A 17,102-nucleotide genomic window follows, 5' to 3' on the forward strand; every position below is an offset into this window, starting at 1 on the left:
CACTGCTCCTACGTCATGTCGGAGAGGTGCGCGGAGTGGGGTGCCCGTCCGCTTGCATCCGGTCTGTCTCGAGCGGCGGCTCGCAGTAGCACTCCGACGCCGAAGAGGCTCGCCGCTATGAGGACGAGACTCGTCCACTGCGCCTGTCGCAGGCCCAACGCGACCACAGGGCTGTCGCGGATGACGAAGAAGATGACGAACCGCGAAGCCGCGTATCCGGCGACGACGGTGCAGGTGAGGACCCCCGGGAAGCTGAACCGCGTGCGACTTTGCCAGACGATTGCGAAAAGCAGGGCGGCGGCGAGGATCTCGTAGAGCGCGCCCGAGTGATAGGCGACGTCACGAAGCGGCGTCTCGGAGTCCGGGTTGGGATAGGCGATGCCCCAGGGCGCCCCGGTCGCAGGCCCGTAGTGCTCGCCCGCGATGAGGTCGCCGATGCGACCCACTGCCATGCCGAGCGGGAAGACGAGCGCGTAGAGGTCGAGGTACTCGGAGACGCGACGGGTGCCGCGGAGCACGACCCATGTCGCGAGGGGCGCCGCGATCATCGCTCCGTAGAACGCGAACCCGCGCGTGTCGATCCACGACGCGGGCTGGAGCAGGTCGGACGGCGCACCCTGCGCGAGGAAGAACAGTCGAGCGCCGACGATCCCTGCCAGCGCGACAGCGACCATGCCGTCCATCGCGCGCTCGGGTTCGAGTCCACGGCGACCAGCGAGTCGCGTGCACAGGAGCACACCAACCAGCATGCCGACGGCGATCATCACGCCATGCCATGCGAGTTCGACGGGGCCGATGTCAAAGGATGGGGCGACGTCGAGCGTGATGGCGGCCGTGAGCATCGCTCAGGGGGACGCCGCGGCTTGTTGGAGGTGCAGATGGTCCCGGTGCACGACATCGGTGAAGGACGCGCGGCCAGGGCCGTCGAAGTCCCACGGGCTGCCGAGTTGCCGGACGCCGCTCGCTGCGAAGCTCTTCGCCAGCTCGTACGCCGGCGTCCCGGCCTTCGGCTGGCGCACGACCAGTCGTCCATCGACGGCGTAGAGGTCCGCGGCGTATCCGCTCGAGTGCGCGCTGCGTCGGTCGGTCTGCCAGACGTTGCGAGGGTGCCCGGAGCTCAAGACCGCGACCGAGAACCGGTGACGCTCCGCCGCACGAGCGAGTGCATCAAGCAGGCGTGTGTCGACTGCGCCGCGGTAGATGTCCCAGCGAGCGGAGTCGGTGAACGTGATCCTGGAGCTGTCCAGCACGCGACGTGCGCTTGCGGAAAGGTCAGCTGGACGCTTGGTGGGGGACCCGCCGATCGAGGCGATCTGCTCGACCGACCACGGCCCGGTGGTACGCCGCAGACGGATGTCGACCGTTCTCGTCACGGCGCTTCGGCGGCCGGCCGCGTCCTGGAGGATCTGACGTACGACGACCATCGCTCCGTAGGTCGTCTCGGTCGTCCCCGCCATCTGCGGGTAGATGACCTCCGCGACCGATGCCGTCTTCGGCGGGACTGCGGGTGCGACGCTCTCGGTGAGCTGCTGCGTCGCCGACGGCGACAGACCAACTCGACCGGCGACGTCTGCGGGCGTTGCGCCTCGCTCGTAGGTCAGGAGTTGCTGGACTGCCTGGCCGGCGACGCGTTTGGCGTTGGGGAACGGCTCCTCCGGTCCCGGCTCGTACTGCGGGAAGGTCGGGAGTGGCTCGATAACCGGGGTCGCGGGAGGGACAAGGGATGCGCGTTGTGGCTTCGCCGCGACGGTTCCCTCTCTCGGACGGTCGTCGGACGCGCATCCGGCGACAGCGAGTAGTGCGACCACCAAGCCGGTCGCGAGCTTCACGACACCGACCTCGGGGTCAAGGTCTTGGTCCACTCCTGCATCGCGAGACCGTCGGGCGTCAAATGCGAAGGTCCGCCTCGCCAGCCGCATCGCTCGTAGAACGGACCTGCGCCCTCGGCTCCCACAAGCGTCGTCAGGAAGGCGACGCTCGTCCCGGCCTCGCGCGCAGCCTCCTCGAAAGCCGCGACCAGCAGCGTGCCCGCCCCGGTGTGGCGTGCGCCTTCGAGCACCGCGACATGGCTGAGAACTGCCACGTCCCGCGCAATCGTCTGCGTGCCACCGGAGGGTGCTGTGGGGGTCCGCCGCAACGCCTCGCGGTATCGCCGGAGTCTTGTCCGTGCGAACCGGACGGCGAGCGCCGGGCGGACGCTGAGTGCGGCGGCCGCGCTCGTCGCCAGCCGGACGCCCCGGTTCTTGAGAACCCACTGGCGGTGCGCTCGCGCGCGCACGCACCCGACGAGATAGCCGACCGGATGGCCGTCGACGGTGGCCACCATCGCCACAGCGTGAGGCGAGTCGGCGAAGGCCCGGTAGTACTGGGACAAGAACCGGTCGCCCAGCGTGACGAAGAATCCGTGGGACAGGGCCGCCGCGTGCAAGCTTGCGCAGAACTCTGCCTCGGAGCTCTCGAGCGCGGTGATCGTCGGCGGGCCTCCGCGGAGGACGATGACGCTCGCGGTCGGCGGCTTCGGGGTCACGGTGGCACCCAGAGCGGCCGCAGCCAGCGCCGTCAGCGTGAGCGCCAGCAGCGCCAACATCGGCGCGTGCTGGTCCAGCGGGCCGAGATGGTGGAGTCCGTAGCTCGCGAAGGCTGCCGATCCCGCGGTCACAGCGAGCGTGCCGATCCATGCTCCGCCAGGGAGGTGAGAGCGGCCCGCTGATCTGGGGTGGAGGGGGTGAATCCGTCGTACGTGCATCGCCTCCTACGAAGTGTAGGATATTGGCGCGGCCAAAGGTCACGGGTCGGAATCCTACGCGCTGTAGTAGCGTCGCCAAGGTGGCTGCGAATCATCGAGACGGCACGACGCGGACGAGCGGCGAGTCGCCGCCGTCTCCGGCCGCGCAGCACGGCCGACTCTGGGAGATCGATGCGCTTCGGACGCTCGCGATCGTCTTGATGGTCGTCTACCACGCGGCCTACGACGTCAACCTGCTCACGCCGAGCATCGGCATCGATCCGTACAACGGCATCTGGAGAGCGGTGCAGGTGGTCTGCGGCTCGCTGTTCCTCGGCATCGTCGGAGTGAGCTTCTGGGTGTCTCACGCCCGTGCGGCGTCGCACGGTCTTCGTGGGCTCGCCTTGTGGTCCGCTCACGCGCGCAGAGGCCTGCAGGTCCTCGCCGCGGCGGCGCTCGTCTCGGTGGCGACGCGCGTCGCGCTGGGCGCCGACGATGCGGTCCGCTTCGGCATCCTGCACCTCATCGGCGTGCTGCTGCTGATGGTCCTTCCGGCAGCGGTGCGCTTCGGTCCCTGGAACGTGCTGCTCGGCATCGCGGTCGTCGCGGTCGGGGTCGCGATGGACGTGACCAGCGACGCTCCGGGGGCGCTGGTGCTGGGGTTCGTCCCGACCGAGAACGGTGTGGACTGGTATCCCCTCTTGCCGTGGGCCGGCGCCGCGCTCATCGGACTCTCGGTGGGATCCGTCCTCTATCCGGACGGCCATCGCGGAGCGGTACTGCGGGCGCTACCCGTCGCGTCACAGCGTGGAACCCGGTTCGGCGCGGCCGGCCGGCGATCGCTGCTGATCTACCTCGTCCACCAGCCGATCCTGGTCGCCTCGATCGCCTTGGCGTTGACCGTCGCCGGCATCGATCTCCAGCCGTCCTGAGACCGGGCTGCCTCAAGACGGTGCGGCCATTCGTGGCGAACCTCCGGCCGCAACTCGGAGCGCGGGGCCTGACACGCTCCCCGTTCGCGTTCGCGGGCGCGCCACCCCTCCGAAGGACCCACCGCAGGTGCCATACTCCGGCGTCCGATGAGCGCGATCGCACCCTTGCAGGGTGACCTCCAAGTGCAGGTGATGGCCGTCATGTGGCGCCTGGACGAGGCGGCGGTTGACGACGTTCGCCAGGGTCTCCCGCCCCGGTACCGTGGCGCCTACACAACCGTTCAGACTGTCCTCAACCGGCTCGTCGAGCGCGGGCTCCTGAAGCGACGCAAGCAGGGCAAGCTCGTGCTGTACCGCGCAGCCCTCAGCGAGACGACCTACGTCGCGTCGACGGTCGAGCATGCGCTCGCCGGGGCATCCTCCGGTGCCCGCGACGCCGTCCTGGCGCACCTGCTCGGCTCCATCGACGACGCGCAGATCGACGAGCTCCGCCGGCTCCGCGACGACCTCGACGCCAAGCGCTCGTAGCTCATGCTGGTCCCGCTCGCCGCGCTCCTGCTCGCCGCCAGCCTTGCGATACCGCATCGCATGTCCCTGGGTCGCGCACGCCCGGAGCTGGCGATCGCCGTCTGGGGCGCCGCCCTCGTCCTGCGTGCCGCGCTGGCTCTGGGCGCGGCCGTGTTCGTGTTCCGGTTCATGCCCGCCACCGAGCTCTTCGGCGCTTTGACCCACTGGTGCTGGCATACCGCGCTGCCTGGCCTGAGCACCCACCTGGGGCTCAACGGTCACGCCGTCGGGGATATCGCCGTCCTGATACCGATCGCCGTCCTCGCCTTCTCGCTCCTCACGGTCGGGCACGGGATCGTCCGCGCTGCTCGCGCGGTGACGCGGTTCGTCCGCCGCACCGCCGTGGGCCCCGGGCCCGGCGGATCGGTCATCGTCGAACAGCCCGGCGTTCTGGTCGCTGCAGCAGGGTTGACCCGGCCGAGGATCATCGTCAGCCCCCTGGCCCTCACGGTGCTCGACGAGCCCGAGCTCCGGGTCAGCCTGGAGCATGAACGCGGCCACGTGGTCCGTCGGCACCGCTACGTGTTGCTCCTCGCCGAGCTCCTGCGTGCCCTCGGCCGTGTCGTCCCCGGATCGCGGCATGCAGTCCACGAGATCCAGTTTCACCTCGAACGTGACGCCGACCGCTGGGCCCTGCGGCGCGGCGGTGACCGGCTCGCCCTCGCCTCGGCGATCTGCAAGGCAGCTGAACTGCGATGCGCGACCGGGCCGGCGCTCACCGCGCTCTCCGGCTCCTCGGTCGCTACGCGCGTGCGCGAGCTGATCGATGGCGACTCCGAACGACCTGATCGGGGCCCGCTGCTGCTGGCCATCTGGCTCTCTGCGCTGGCGCTGGTCTTCGTCGCGCTGCTGCCGGCGGCCGCGCTGTCGCCCGCGTCGGCCGCCGTGATCGTCGAGCACTGCGCGTTCTAGCCTGACCTGCGTCAGCCGGCGCTCCGCGCAGCGTCCGTTGGCGCCGCTGCCCCCGGTGTTCGCCGATCGAACTCCCACGGTCTGTAGGATGGGCGAGGCATGTCCGTCTCGATCAACAGATTCCTGCGCCGCTCGCGACGTCGTCTGTTGCTCGTTGCCTCGTTGCTGTTCATCTGCTTCGCGGTCGTCTCGGCACACTCCGCCTTCGGCGGCGGGCAGATGGACCACGACGGGCAGATGGCGGGGGCGCTAGCGGTCTGCCTCGCCATCGGTGAGACCGCCGCCGCGATGTTCGTCGCGGCTGCGCTGGGCCGTCTGGCCGTTCGCCCCGCGCGACTGACTGCGTTGCCAGCGACCCTCGAAGGTACTCCGCGACTCTTCGGCGTCCCGCAAGGGACGAAAGCCAGGGCCGGGCCTGAACTCCAGGTGTTCTTGACGTGATCGGCGGCGCCGCAGCGCTGATGAGCGTTCACGGCGCTCCCGCGAGAGCGGGCTGATTCAGGTTCAGATCACTCGAATGAACAGGAGATTTCCCATGCAGTCCACCTTCCGCCGGCGCAGGCCGCTGATGTTGGTCTTTGCGATCGTCGCCATCTTCGGCGCCCTTGTCGTGTCCGGCTGCGGATCCGACGACGAACCGACGTCGTCCTCGTCCGGCAACGCTGTCGACCTGGCCTTCGTGCAGGAGATGGTGACCCACCACAACTCGGCTGTCGCGATGGCGACGGTCGCGCAGGAGCGCACCACCCGCAAGGAGATTAAGCGTCTCGCCGACGACATCGTCGAGAGCCAGACCGCGGAGATCAAGCAGATGCAGGGGATCGCCAAGCGCCTCGAGGCAGACGGCGTGAAAGCCGGCGAACTGGGCGTCCCCGAGGCGATGATGGGGATGTCCGGAGACGAGACGATGCTGGAGATGGCGGACCCGTTTGACCGCGAGTTCATCGACATGATGGTGCCCCACCACCAAGGTGCGATCGTCATGGCCCGTGCGGTCCTCAAGAACGGTGAGAGCGCCGAGGTCAAGGAGCTCGCGCAGGCAATCGTCACCGCGCAATCGCGGGAGATCGGCGAGATGAACAGCTGGCGCACGACCTGGTACGGCGCCGCCTCGCCGGCGGGCGGCGTCCCCGAGGACACCGGTGAAACGGGCGGCAGCATGAAGGATGGCGGGACGGAAGGGTCCTCCGGCGGCCACTCGATGTAATCGTCCCACGGCCGGATGCACGGAGAGCGCAGCAGCAGGGGGCTCGACGGCGACGCGGTGCCCCCCGCGCCGGCCACCTTCGTGTTCGCCGACTTGGTCGGCTCCACCGCAATGACGGAACACCATGGTGACGACGTCGCTGCAGAGGTCGCAGTCGGGCTGGAGAACCTCGTTCGCCCGAGGTCGGGACCGACGCCCGAGTGGTCAAGACGATGGGCGACGCTGTGATGCTCTGCGTCGAGGATGCGCCCTCCGCAGTGGTGTTGGGGCTGCGGCTCTGCACGCGCGTCTGCTCCAGGGATGGGTGGCCGCAGCTCTCGCTCGGGATCGCCCACGGACCGGCTGTGAACCGGGGAGCGGACTACTTCGGGTCGACGGTCAACCGCGCTGCGCGCATCTGCGCGTTCGCCAGAGCGGGCGAGGTCCTCGCGGACCACGAGGTGTTCCAGCGCTCTGCCACGCTGGTCGGTGTCGGATGGATCGAGGTCGGAGAGGTGGCGCTGCGAAACATCGCCAGTCCGGTTCGTCTGCACCGGGCGCTGCCTGTTGCCCGCCAGCCCGCCGTCGGCATGCTCGACCCGGTCTGTCGCATGACCGTCGATCCGCGGCAGTCTGTTCTGCTCGAGCACGACGGTAATTCGATCGGCTTCTGTTCCGGTGAGTGCGCCGGGAAGTACGTCGTCGAGCCGCAGCGTTACGGAGGCTGAGCCTTCTCCTATGACCAGTAGGAATCGGCGGACCGGCGGCTGGGCACGCACAACGTCGCCCAGCGGTCGTACGACTGCAGCTCGACGATGCTGAGCGGGCTGATCTACGCGCTGCTCGCCGGGCTGGTCGCGCGGTCGGTGTTTCGCGCGCCGCGCCCACCGTTCGCGCTGGCGCTCGCCGCTGGGGTTGCCGGCACGGTCGTGGGCGCTCCGATCGCTCATCGCATCAGCGGTGAGCACGAGTTCCACGCGTTCCAGCCCGAAAGCTTCATCGCAGGGATCATCGGAGCCTTCGTGGTTCTCTCGATCGTTCGGCTCGTCGCGCGCCGCGTCTCGTCGAGTGACGACCGTCTGTTCTCCTGAGCGGATTGGACGACTCGCCGGACTGCCATCGACATCGGCTTCGGAAGACGCGGGAAGCTGCTGCCCGTTTCTCCTACACTCGGTCGGATATGAAGATGTCTTCAAAGGGAGAAGCTGCCTTCCGGGTGCGAGCCGCCGTACGGCGCCTGAACCGCATCCGGTGGCATGCGAAGGCTCGAAGCATCCGTGCCTACGGCGCGAACAGCGCCTCGCTCACCGAGCGCGCGAGGTATGTGCTGTGGGACCCAGAGGTCGGAGATTTCTCATTCCACCTGGCAGATCTCGACGCGGCAGCGAGGTTCCTCGCGGAGGGATTCGACGTCACTCCCGCGCAGGCCCGCGCGCTGCTCGACGAGCCTGCCGCCGACCAGCAGCTGGCCGCAGACTACGCAGATCTCCGCCGCTGGACGCTGCTGCGCGCCGAGATGGCGCTCGGCCACCGGCCGCTGCTCTGGGCGCTCATCCGGCTGCGTCGTCCGAGCCTCGTGGTCGAGACCGGGCTTTGGTACGGGCTCGGTGCGATGGTCATGCTCCGAGCACTCGAACGCAATGCGCTCGACGGTCACGAACACGGCAAGCTGATCTCCTTCGACCCAGACCCGACCGCGGGCTGGATGGTGCCCGAGCGTCACTCCCCGCACTGGACCTGGGTGAGAGCAACGACGCAGGACGCGCTCGAGGCGAACCTCAGGGGGCGTCGCCTCGACCTGTTCGTCCACGATACGCCGTCGGAGCCCGACCTGGAGCGGTACGAGCTACGAACTGCGGCGGAAGCGGCCGCCCCCGGCGCGATCCTGTGTTCGGGCAACGGGACGAACACTCCGGCCCTGCGAGAGCTCTGCTCCAACCGCCCCGTGTCGCTGCTGCACCACGACTACAGCGCGCGAGGCCACTTCTATCGCGGAAACGGCATCAGCTTCGCCGTCACCCCCGACGAGGTCAGCTGAAGGAGTCCCAGCGCTTGAGCTCCGGGAGCGGATCAATGGCGTCGCCACCGGTGTACCAGCCCGGTGCGGTCCAGAGCTCGAAGTGCAAGTGGCAGCCGGAGGCGCGTCCGGTCTCGCCGATATATCCGATCCGCTGCCCGGCGCGGACGCGGTCGCCCTTCTCCACCAGTGCCCGGTCGCGCATGTGCATGTAGGCGTAGGACTGCCCGGTCGCGTCCCGGAGGACGAGGTAGTTGCCGGCGCGATCCTGGGTCGCCTCGAACTGCACGACGCCAGGACGTACTGCGACGAGCGGCGTGCCACAGGCGGCGAACATGTCCTGACCGCCGTGGCCCCGCGCGCCGCCGAAGTCGTTGGTCGCCGACTGACCGAGGTCGTGCCGGCCCCGGATGGGAAAGATCGCGTCATGGACGATGACGGTCGGGGTGCTCGCCTGCGTTGCGGTGGCCTGGCCTCGGAGGCGCAGCTCGTAGCGACCGTCCGGGACCACGGCCCTCTCGACCGTCCCGTCCCAGCGGATCGCGCCGGTGCCAGCGGCGACCGGCCAGGACCGGACCGTCGCTCCGTCGCTGAGCCGGACGGCGTCGACCGTCGCGGGTGCGGCCGTCGTGTACTCGAGCACGGCGCGCTTGCGCGAGCCCGCGATCAGGGCCTCCCCGGGGCGGAGGTCCACGGCCGGCCCGCCGACGTCGGCCTGCGGCACCGGGCCGCTGAGGATCCGCAGGCGCGCTCGGGGGCGTCCGTCTCCGCCGGCGGGGCTCTTCAGCAGCAGGCGTCCGCTGCGCGCGCCGCGCGGGACCGTGACCGTGAGCGTACCGACTGCCTGGGTGCTGGGGGTCGCACGCCGGTCGTCCTTACGCCCCTTCGAACCGAGGAAGATGACGCGCTCGACGCCGTTCAGGCCGGTGCCGGTGAGCGTGAGCGCCTGTCCGGCCCGGCAGGCCCAGGCCTCACCGGTGGCGCACGTCGCGCTCGTCGCTGCGGCGGGGTCCGGGACCGAAGCACCACCGGTCTTGGTCGCCCCCGAAGCGGTGCCGGAGGCGATGCAGGTCAGCACGACGGGTACGACGACAGGCAGCAGCTTGCGGCAGGACAACGGGACTCTCTTTCGTCGGCCTACGGGGTTAGCTGACGGGCTCGCGCTGAAAGAGTCGCGCTACGACCAGCATCGGTCGATTCGCCCCGTGAGTGGGTCCCCCGCTCCCCGTCTCCCGACGGGAACTCGGCGCTCCTATGGCGCGTAGGAGAATAGAGGACCGTTCGGATCGATGCGAGCCCGCGAGCGCTCGTCCGGTGTCCTACGTCGCGTAGTATGGTCTGGGAGATGCAACTGCGGACGCTTCGCGCGCTGGTCTCCTTCCTGGCGCTCGCCGCGCTCGCCGGTTGTGGCCAGGCGGAACGCAAGTCCGGTCTCGTGGCGGTCGATCCGGTCGGTCACGTCCACGCCGTCGGCTTCGATCCGCAGGACCGGTCGATCCTCGTCGCCGCGCACCGCGGACTCTTCCGGGCCGCCTCAGATGCCACCAGCGCGACGCCGGTGGGGGACGAGCGGCGCGACGTGATGGGCTTCTCGGTCGAGAAGCCGGGGCGCTACGTCGGTTCGGGGCATCCGGACCTCCGGCAGGGTGGGCCTACCTCGGTCGGCTTCATCCGCTCGAGCGACGGTGGTGCTGCGTGGGAGACCGTCTCGCTCGAGGGCCGGGCGGACCTCCATGCGATCGAGGTCGCCGGGAATCGCGTCTACGCGTTTGACGCCCTCAGCGGCAAGCTGCTGCGTAGTCGGGACTCCGGAGCGACGTGGAGCAGCACGACGGTCCCGCCCGTCCTCGACCTCGCAGTCGACCCGGTCGACGCCGATCGGCTGGTCGCGTCGACCGAGCAAGGCGTTCTGGTGTCGACCGACGGGGGGCGTGGGTTCCGGCCGGTCGTCGACCTGCCCCTGAGCCATCTCACCTGGGGTTCGGACGGCATCACCGCCGTAGGTGGCGACCAGGTTGTCCAGCGGATCAGCGGCGACCTGCGCACGATCAACCAGCACGGGCGGGCGCCGATCGTTCCCGCCGCGACGACGGAGACGGACTTCGGGCTGCTCGTCGCAGGGGACGACGGCAGCGTCTACACCAGCCGCGACGGGGGCCGTACCTGGGATCTGACCCTCGAACCGATCCGGTAGCGCAGCCACGGCGCCGACGGGTCGGCTCCGGGCAGGCGCAGGCGCTTCAGCGACACCGCGTTCACCGCGACGATGATGCTCGAACCGGCCATCGAGATAGCAGCGACCTCGGGAGCCAGGACGAGCCCGATGGGCTCGAGCACCCCGGCAGCGATCGGAAGGGCCATCGAGTTGTAGCCCACCGCCCACCAGAGGTTCTGTCGCATCTTCCGCACGGTGCCGCGGCTGATCGCGATCGCAACGGCCACGTCCAACGGGTCCGAGCGCATCAGCACGACGTCGGCCGTCTCCACGGCGACGTCGGTGCCCGCGCCGATCGCGATCCCGACGTCGGCCTGCGCCAGCGCCGGGGCGTCGTTCACCCCGTCCCCGACCATCGCGACGCGGTGACCCCCGGCCTGGAGACCGGCGACGGTCGCCGCCTTGTCGGCGGGCAGGACCTCGGCGAGGACGTCGTCGATGCCGACTTCCGATGCGATACGCGTGGCCGTCGCATGGCTGTCGCCGGAGAGCATCACCGGTCGGACACCCAGTACCTGCAGCGCCCGGATCGCTGCAGCCGCGGTCGGGCGGGTCGCGTCAGCGATCGCGATCACCGCGACCGCCCGGCCGTCGATGCCCACGATGACGCTCGTGCGGCCCTGACCGGTGAGCTCGGCGAACCGCTCGGCCAGCGCATCGAGCACGATGCCCTCATGGTCGAGCAGCCGTCGGTTGCCGATGACCAGCCGGTGTCCCTCGACCACGGCCACGGCACCGTGGCCGGGGACCGCGTCGAACGCCTCGACCTGCGGGAGCGGGATACCACGCGCCTTCGCTGCCGCCACGACCGCATCCGCCAGCGGGTGCTCGCTCTCGCGCTCAGCCGCCGCGACGAGACGCAGCAGCGTGTCCTCGCTCATGCCCGATGCAAGCGCGATCTCGACCACCTCGGGCTCGCCGCGGGTCAGCGTGCCGGTCTTGTCCAACACCACCGTGTCCAGCCCGGCAGCCTGCTCCAGCGCTATGGCGTGCTTGAACAGGACGCCGCGACCGGCGCCGAGCCCCGTGCCGACCATGATCGCTGTCGGCGTCGCGAGGCCGAGCGCATCGGGGCAGGTGACGACGACCACGGTGATCGCGAAGAGCAGCGACTCCTCGACGTCGCGCCCGATCACGAAGTACCAGGCGACAAAGGTTCCAACGCCTCCGACCAGTGCCACGAGCACGAGCCAGAACGCGGCACGGTCGGCCAGTCGTTGGCCCGGAGCCTTGGAGCTCTGCGCCTCCTGCACGAGGCGGACGATCTGCGCGAGGGCGGTGTCCGCGCCGATGGCGACCGCGCGGGCGCGGAGCGTCCCGTTCTTGTTGATCGTCGCACCGATCAGCGCGTCACCTGACCGCTTGTGCACCGGGAGGCTCTCCCCGGTGACGGTGGACTCGTCCACCTCGCTCTCACCGTCTTCGACGATCCCGTCGACGGGCAGCTTGGAACCGGGGCGGACGAGCAGGAGGTCACCCACGACGACGTCGGCAGTCGGGACCTCGACGGGTTCGCCGTCGCGCAGGATCGTCGCCTTCGCCGGCGCGAGATCCAGCAGCGTCCGGATCGCGTCGTTCGCCCCGCCGCGGGCACGCATCTCGAACCAGTGACCGAGCAGGACGAACGTCGCGAGCATCGCCGCGGCGTCGTAGAAGACGTCGCCGGAGATGACGAAGGTCGCCGCCACGGAGTAGATCCACGCCGTACCGATCGCAACCGCGACCAGGACCATCATGTCGAGCGTTCGCGCGCGCAGCGCGGCGACCGCACCGACGAAGAAGATCGACGACGCGTAGAGCACGATCGGCCCGCTCAACGCCAGCAACCAGATGTCGCGGTCCACTCCGAGCGGCGTGGCGACCTCTTGACCGAGCAGCTTCGTGCCGACCATCGACCAGACCAGCGTCGGGATCGTGAAGACGAGGGAGATCAAGAACCGGTTGCGCATGTCCCGGCCCATCGCGGCCATTGACATGCTGCCGTGGTCATGCATCGGCGGTGTTGGCTCCAAGTTCGCGCCGTCGGCCGCGGGGGCCGACGGCGGGGAGGCCTCAGCGGTCGTCACGGTCGCGCTCGCTCGGCCGCATCATCAGCCACATCATTCCGCCCATCATCGCCATGCAGAGCAGCAGCGGCAGGAACGCAAGTGTCCCCGCCCCGGTGGAGACGAGGATCGCGCCGGTCACGAGCAGCAGCGCGCAGATCAGGACATGGTGGGTCTTCATGGGAGCTTTCTCGGTCGGAGGGGTGGTCACCGACGCTAGGTGCTCCGCTTGGCCATGACTTCCGTACCACTCGGCACGCAGACTGCGGCTTCCTACGGACTGTCGGAGAAAAGCCGATGCGGTGTGGGAGGCGCGAGAAGCCCGGGCGACTGCGATGACTGGCCGCTGCGCGGCTTCGATGTGCAGCGGGGCCGATCGTCAAACTGCGATGGCGCCTCAGTTCGTTCGTCGACGAGCCACGATCCAGTTGAAGGGCTGTGGGGTTCCTCTTGGGGTCTGGTGGGACGTCGTCCACGTTGCGACGTTCTCGAACGCGTCGCCGAGGAGGTTCTCGAGATCCTCATGTGAGCTGCGGCGAACTGGCAGCCCGGAGCAGCGATCGGGGCCGTCGGGTGCGAACGTGGAGATCGCCGCGTGGCCGCCTGGGCGAACGCGACGGGCGAGGAGTTCGGCATACCGGGAGCGCTGGACGGGGTCGGTGAAGAAGTGCAGCACGGCGCGGTCGTGCCAGAAGCCGTACTCGCGCTCGGGCACCGAGTCGAGGAGGTCGCCCTGGACCCAGACGATGCGCTCTGCTGACTTCCCGAGTCGGCGCTGCGCGAGTTGCAGCGCCGAGGATGAGAGGTCGAGGACGGTGATGTCTGAGAAGCCGTCAGCGAGCAGCCTGCCGGCCAGCGTCGACGCCCCGCCACCGACGTCGATGACGGGGTCGGCGGGCTCGGGCAGTGCGACGGCGATCGCCTTGAGCGAGTCGACTGGCTCGAGCTGTGTCCAGCTGCGGTCGGCGTCTCCGCCTGCGTAGGCGTCTTCCCAGACGCTCGACGGGTCCGATTTAGGCTCGTCACTGCTCACGCGGGTTCTTCTCCGTTGTCGTCGGTCGAACTCGAGCCGGAGCCATGGACGGGGTCGGCTGCGGCGCAACTCCGGTCGTCACGGTACGTGCCCGGCGTAGTGCCGCGGGTTGCGCGCGAAGACGGTCGCGCAGTGGGTGCTGCAGAAGTGCAGGGTGCGATCGGCGTGCCGCAGCGTGGTTGCCGCGGCGTCCGGGTGCACGGCCATCCGGCAGACCGGGTCGAGGGCGAGGCCTGCGTCGTGGCTGGTGCGGACGCGCAGGGCGTGAAGGAGGACCGGGTCGGGGACGTTGCGCAGCGGGCGCCATCCGAGCCGGTCGATCCGCCATTGCGGCGGAGGAGCGGACGTCAGCAGCGTGTCCTCGGTGAGGAGCACCTCGTCGGGTTCGGCGAGCGCCGCGACCCTGGCGGCGATGTTGACCGTCATGCCGAACCAGTCGTCACCGCGACGTACTGCGGGACCGGTGTGCAGGCCGACGCGGATCCCGAGGGCGCCGTGTCGGGTGCCCAGCTCGCCGACCGCGCATTCTGCGAGGCAGAGCGCACGGTGGGCGTCGGAGACATGGACGAGGACCGCGTCGCCCATGGTCTTGACCTCGCGGGCTTCGTGATCGTCGAGCATCTCGCGGACGCCGGCGACGAATGCGGCGGCGACGTCGGCGGCTGCGTCGTCTCCGTGCGCAGCCGTGAGGGCGGTGAAGCCGGCGAGGTCGGCGAGGACGAAGGTGTGCTGCGTGTCCTGGGCGTTCGTCACGAGGCGGGGCTCGGGGTCGTGGTGCGCACGGCGGGCCGGTCGGCGCTGGGGGAGGAGGTGCTCTCGGGCAATGGGGTCGGGGCGTTCGTGCCGCGGAAGAGGCGCAGGCTGTTGGCGGTGACGCCGATGGAGCTCAGGGCGTCCTCGAGGACCGCGAGCCACAGCGGGATGACGCCGATCGGCGCGAGCATCGTGAAGGCGCCGTTGAGGAGGATGGCCGCGAAGATGTTCTGCTTGATCACCCGCTGACCGCGTCGAGAGAGGCGGATGGCTTCGGCAACCTTGGCGAGGTCGTCGGCCATGAGCGCGATGTCGGCGGCGTCGAGTGCGGCGTCGGTGCCGGCGGCGCCCATGGCGAAGCTGACGTCTGCAGCGGCGAGCGCGGGCGCGTCGTTGATGCCGTCGCCGATCATGCCGATGGTCCCGTGCTCCGGGCGGAGCTCGCGCATGGCCGCCACCTTGTCCTCGGGCAGGAGCGCGGCTCGGTACTCGATTCCCAGCTGCTCGGCGATGCGCTGGGCGGGGCCTTCGCCGTCGCCGGTGAGCATGACGAGGCGCTCGACGCCGAGCGCACGCAGTTCCGCGATCGCGCGAGCCGCCTCGGGGCGTACCGCGTCGGCTAGGCCGAAGACCGCGCGGGGGCCGTCCTGGTCGCTGAGGATGACGGGCGTCTCGCCGGCGTCCTCGAGGGTTGCGAGGTGCTCTGCGATCGGCTCGAGGCTGATCCCGCGTTCGTCGAACAGCCGCGGGCTGCCGACGAGGTAGGACGTTCCCTCGACCACTCCCTCGGCACCACGGCCGGGGATCGAGCGGAAGCTGGTGACCTCCGGCAGTTCAGCATCGCCCGCCTCGGTGAGGATGGCGTGGGCGAGCGGATGCTCGGATCGACGCTCGAGCGCAGCAGCGATGCGAATCGCGTCGTCGGTCGTGACGCCGGGGACGGGGATGACCCGCTCGACGACGGGCCGGCCTTCGGTGAGGGTGCCGGTCTTGTCGAAGAACAATGCGGTCAGCTTGCCGGCAGATTCGAGCGCTTCGCCGCCTTTGATCAGGATCCCCCGCCGGGATGCGGCGCCGATTCCGGAGACGATCGAGACCGGAGTCGAGATCACCAGGGCGCACGGGCAGGAGACGATCAGGAGCACCAGGGCGCGATAGACCCAGGTGGAGAAGTCGCCGCCAAGCAGCGGGGGGACGATGGCCACGAGAGCAGCGGCCGCAAGAACGACCGGCGTGTAGATCCGCGAGAAGCGCTCCACGTACTGCTCGATGGGTGCCTTCGTCCCCTGGGCCTCCTCGACCATGCGGGTGATGCGCTGCAGGGTGGAGTCGGCGGCCTCCTTCGTGACCTCGACGAGCAGGCCGCCGGCGCCGTTGAGAGTCCCGGAGAAGACCGTCTCACCCTCCCGCTTCTCGACCGGGCTGCTCTCGCCGGTCACGGTCGACTCGTCGAGGGTCGAGGCACCTTCGACGACGGTGCCGTCGACCGCAACTCGCTCGCCCGGCCGGATGACGACGATCTCGCCGGTCGTCACCTCAGCTACCGCCCGCAGGGCATCGCGGCCGTCCGGTCCCCGGACGAGGACCTCCGAAGGAGTTATGCGCGCGAGAGCACGGACCGCGCCTGCCGTCCGTCCGACCGCGAACACCTGCAGGGCGTTGCTGACCGAGAACAAGATCACGACCAGGGCGGCCTCGCTCCACGCGCCGAGGATGGCGGCGCCGACGACGGCAACGCTCATCAACACGTTGACGTCGGCGACGCCCGCGCGTGCCGATGCGATCGCCGAGCGGTAGATCGGGAAGCCGCCGATCGCGCTGGCGGCGAGGTACACCGACGCGTAGGCGGTGGTCGAGGCGCCCGCGCCCCAGAGGACGACACCGACGAGGAAGAGCGCGAGGCCTGCCACCGTGGAGCGGACCCGCGGTTGCGACCAGAACGGCTCGGGGTCGGCGTCGGCGGACGCCTCGATCCCGAACCCGGCACGCCTGATGGCGGCCTCGATGTCGTCTCGTGCGAGGTCGGTCGAGTGGACGGCGTCGAGGCGACCGGCTGCGAAGTTCACGGTCGCGCGGGACACACCCGGCAGGCGGGCGACCTGCTTCTCGATCGTCACGGCGCAACTCGCGCAGTCCATGCCGGTGACGCGTACGACGGTGCGCTCGGCGTTGTCGTCGGCGGCCGCGAGAACACCACCGCGTTCGTCTGCCGGCGCCGCGCAGCACGCGTCGAGGCACGGCTCGTCCGGCGCTGCCGGTGCGCCGGCCATCGGCAGGGAGGGGCGGTCGGTCATGCCTGCACGACGTCCGTGAGTGTGGCGTCCAGCAACGCGCGGCCGGCCGCGGTCAGCGAGTACATGACCATCTTTCCGTCGCGCCGCGACACGACGAGCTTGGCGGTCTTGAGCGAGCGGACGTGGTGGGACACGAGCGTGTCGGAGCGCTCGACGATCCAGGCGAGATCGCACACGCAGAGCTCTCCGTCCGCGTCGCGGAGCGCAGACGCGATCAGGAGGCGGGTCGGGTCGGCAAGCCCTTTGGCGCGCTCGGCCGCTGCCTCGGCGTCCGCGGCCGAGGGCCGCGTCGCGCGGAGGGCCTCGGCGCGCTCAAGGTCGAGGCACAGCAGATCGCACGAATCGCTCATAGGGACATACTAACGCACATGCGTCTGTTCGGTCGGCCGGAAAACTAGGCCGGGTAGTAGACGCGTGATGTTG

General features: G+C 69.8%; 18 protein-coding genes, 1 pseudogene and 1 riboswitch. Of the genes and pseudogenes, 9 read left to right on the forward strand and 10 right to left on the reverse strand.

What is annotated here, in order from left to right:
- Positions 1 to 8: 8 nt before the first annotated feature.
- The 3 genes from C7Y72_RS11865 to C7Y72_RS11875 are packed head-to-tail and all read right to left on the reverse strand — an operon-like array spanning position 9 to position 2,659.
- Positions 9 to 842 carry a prolipoprotein diacylglyceryl transferase gene (locus C7Y72_RS11865; RefSeq protein WP_107568929.1) on the reverse strand — a complete coding sequence of 278 codons (834 nt, stop codon included), beginning with the start codon at positions 840 to 842 and terminating at the stop codon, positions 9 to 11.
- Positions 843 to 845: 3 nt separating this feature from the next.
- Positions 846 to 1,829, reverse strand: coding sequence for a hypothetical protein (locus C7Y72_RS11870; RefSeq protein ID WP_146175350.1), 984 nt, complete (start codon positions 1,827 to 1,829; stop codon positions 846 to 848).
- Positions 1,826 to 2,659 carry a GNAT family N-acetyltransferase gene (locus C7Y72_RS11875; RefSeq protein WP_158276813.1) on the reverse strand — a complete coding sequence of 278 codons (834 nt, stop codon included), beginning with the start codon at positions 2,657 to 2,659 and terminating at the stop codon, positions 1,826 to 1,828. Before C7Y72_RS11875 ends, C7Y72_RS11870 begins: the two co-directional genes overlap by 4 nt.
- 167 nt (positions 2,660 to 2,826) lie before the next feature.
- Here C7Y72_RS11875 and C7Y72_RS11880 point away from each other — a divergent pair, with 167 nt between their 5' ends.
- The 8 genes from C7Y72_RS11880 to C7Y72_RS11915 all read left to right on the forward strand — a co-directional run bounded on the left by C7Y72_RS11880 (position 2,827) and on the right by C7Y72_RS11915 (position 8,360).
- Positions 2,827 to 3,657 carry a heparan-alpha-glucosaminide N-acetyltransferase gene (locus tag C7Y72_RS11880; protein ID WP_158276814.1) on the forward strand — a complete coding sequence of 277 codons (831 nt, stop codon included), beginning with the start codon at positions 2,827 to 2,829 and terminating at the stop codon, positions 3,655 to 3,657.
- Between the two features lie 147 nt (positions 3,658 to 3,804).
- A complete protein-coding gene (locus tag C7Y72_RS11885) occupies positions 3,805 to 4,185 on the forward strand; it encodes a BlaI/MecI/CopY family transcriptional regulator (protein WP_107568932.1) in 381 nt (126 codons plus the stop codon).
- A 3-nt stretch (positions 4,186 to 4,188) separates the two neighbouring features.
- Positions 4,189 to 5,136, forward strand: coding sequence for a M48 family metalloprotease (locus C7Y72_RS11890; protein WP_107568933.1), 948 nt, complete (start codon positions 4,189 to 4,191; stop codon positions 5,134 to 5,136).
- A gap of 99 nt (positions 5,137 to 5,235) precedes the next feature.
- Complete coding sequence (locus C7Y72_RS11895) at positions 5,236 to 5,577, forward strand: hypothetical protein (RefSeq protein ID WP_107568934.1); 342 nt, start codon at positions 5,236 to 5,238, stop codon at positions 5,575 to 5,577.
- Positions 5,578 to 5,671: 94 nt separating this feature from the next.
- On the forward strand, positions 5,672 to 6,343 hold the full coding sequence (locus tag C7Y72_RS11900) for a DUF305 domain-containing protein (RefSeq protein ID WP_158276815.1): 672 nt from the start codon (positions 5,672 to 5,674) through the stop codon (positions 6,341 to 6,343).
- A 200-nt stretch (positions 6,344 to 6,543) separates the two neighbouring features.
- Positions 6,544 to 7,050: a YHS domain-containing protein gene (locus C7Y72_RS11905; RefSeq protein WP_107568936.1), complete on the forward strand. Its 507-nt coding sequence runs from the start codon at positions 6,544 to 6,546 to the stop codon at positions 7,048 to 7,050.
- An 87-nt stretch (positions 7,051 to 7,137) separates the two neighbouring features.
- Positions 7,138 to 7,413 carry a GlsB/YeaQ/YmgE family stress response membrane protein gene (locus tag C7Y72_RS11910; protein ID WP_107568937.1) on the forward strand — a complete coding sequence of 92 codons (276 nt, stop codon included), beginning with the start codon at positions 7,138 to 7,140 and terminating at the stop codon, positions 7,411 to 7,413.
- An 89-nt stretch (positions 7,414 to 7,502) separates the two neighbouring features.
- On the forward strand, positions 7,503 to 8,360 hold the full coding sequence (locus C7Y72_RS11915; protein WP_107568938.1) for a class I SAM-dependent methyltransferase: 858 nt from the start codon (positions 7,503 to 7,505) through the stop codon (positions 8,358 to 8,360).
- Here C7Y72_RS11915 and C7Y72_RS11920 read toward each other — a convergent pair.
- A complete protein-coding gene (locus C7Y72_RS11920; RefSeq protein ID WP_107568939.1) occupies positions 8,353 to 9,456 on the reverse strand; it encodes a M23 family metallopeptidase in 1,104 nt (367 codons plus the stop codon). The genes C7Y72_RS11915 and C7Y72_RS11920 overlap by 8 nt on opposite strands.
- A 2-nt stretch (positions 9,457 to 9,458) precedes the next feature.
- A riboswitch (cyclic di-AMP (ydaO/yuaA leader) is annotated at positions 9,459 to 9,598 on the reverse strand.
- A gap of 86 nt (positions 9,599 to 9,684) precedes the next feature.
- Here C7Y72_RS11920 and C7Y72_RS11925 point away from each other — a divergent pair.
- Positions 9,685 to 10,533: a WD40/YVTN/BNR-like repeat-containing protein gene (locus C7Y72_RS11925; protein ID WP_107568940.1), complete on the forward strand. Its 849-nt coding sequence runs from the start codon at positions 9,685 to 9,687 to the stop codon at positions 10,531 to 10,533.
- Here C7Y72_RS11925 and C7Y72_RS11930 read toward each other — a convergent pair.
- The 6 genes and pseudogenes from C7Y72_RS11930 to C7Y72_RS11950 form a co-directional block, all read right to left on the reverse strand.
- A pseudogene (locus tag C7Y72_RS11930) lies at positions 10,476 to 12,629 on the reverse strand (heavy metal translocating P-type ATPase); the annotation flags it as partial. The gene C7Y72_RS11925 and the pseudogene C7Y72_RS11930 overlap by 58 nt on opposite strands.
- Positions 12,607 to 12,780, reverse strand: a complete 174-nt coding sequence (locus C7Y72_RS23305; RefSeq protein WP_158276816.1) for a hypothetical protein — start codon at positions 12,778 to 12,780, stop codon at positions 12,607 to 12,609. The gene C7Y72_RS23305 and the pseudogene C7Y72_RS11930, both read right to left, overlap by 23 nt.
- 216 nt (positions 12,781 to 12,996) lie before the next feature.
- On the reverse strand, positions 12,997 to 13,632 hold the full coding sequence (locus C7Y72_RS11935; protein WP_158276817.1) for a class I SAM-dependent methyltransferase: 636 nt from the start codon (positions 13,630 to 13,632) through the stop codon (positions 12,997 to 12,999).
- Between the two features lie 78 nt (positions 13,633 to 13,710).
- Entirely contained in the window at positions 13,711 to 14,385 is a 675-nt protein-coding gene (locus tag C7Y72_RS11940) for an adenylate/guanylate cyclase domain-containing protein (RefSeq protein WP_107568943.1), read from the reverse strand.
- Positions 14,382 to 16,679, reverse strand: coding sequence for a heavy metal translocating P-type ATPase (locus C7Y72_RS11945; protein WP_107568944.1), 2,298 nt, complete (start codon positions 16,677 to 16,679; stop codon positions 14,382 to 14,384). Before C7Y72_RS11945 ends, C7Y72_RS11940 begins: the two co-directional genes overlap by 4 nt.
- Complete coding sequence (locus C7Y72_RS11950; RefSeq protein ID WP_107568945.1) at positions 16,676 to 17,029, reverse strand: ArsR/SmtB family transcription factor; 354 nt, start codon at positions 17,027 to 17,029, stop codon at positions 16,676 to 16,678. Before C7Y72_RS11950 ends, C7Y72_RS11945 begins: the two co-directional genes overlap by 4 nt.
- Positions 17,030 to 17,102: the final 73 nt, after the last annotated feature.

The organism is Paraconexibacter algicola (genome assembly GCF_003044185.1).
GTDB classification, from domain to species: Bacteria; Actinomycetota; Thermoleophilia; order Solirubrobacterales; family Solirubrobacteraceae; genus Paraconexibacter; species Paraconexibacter algicola.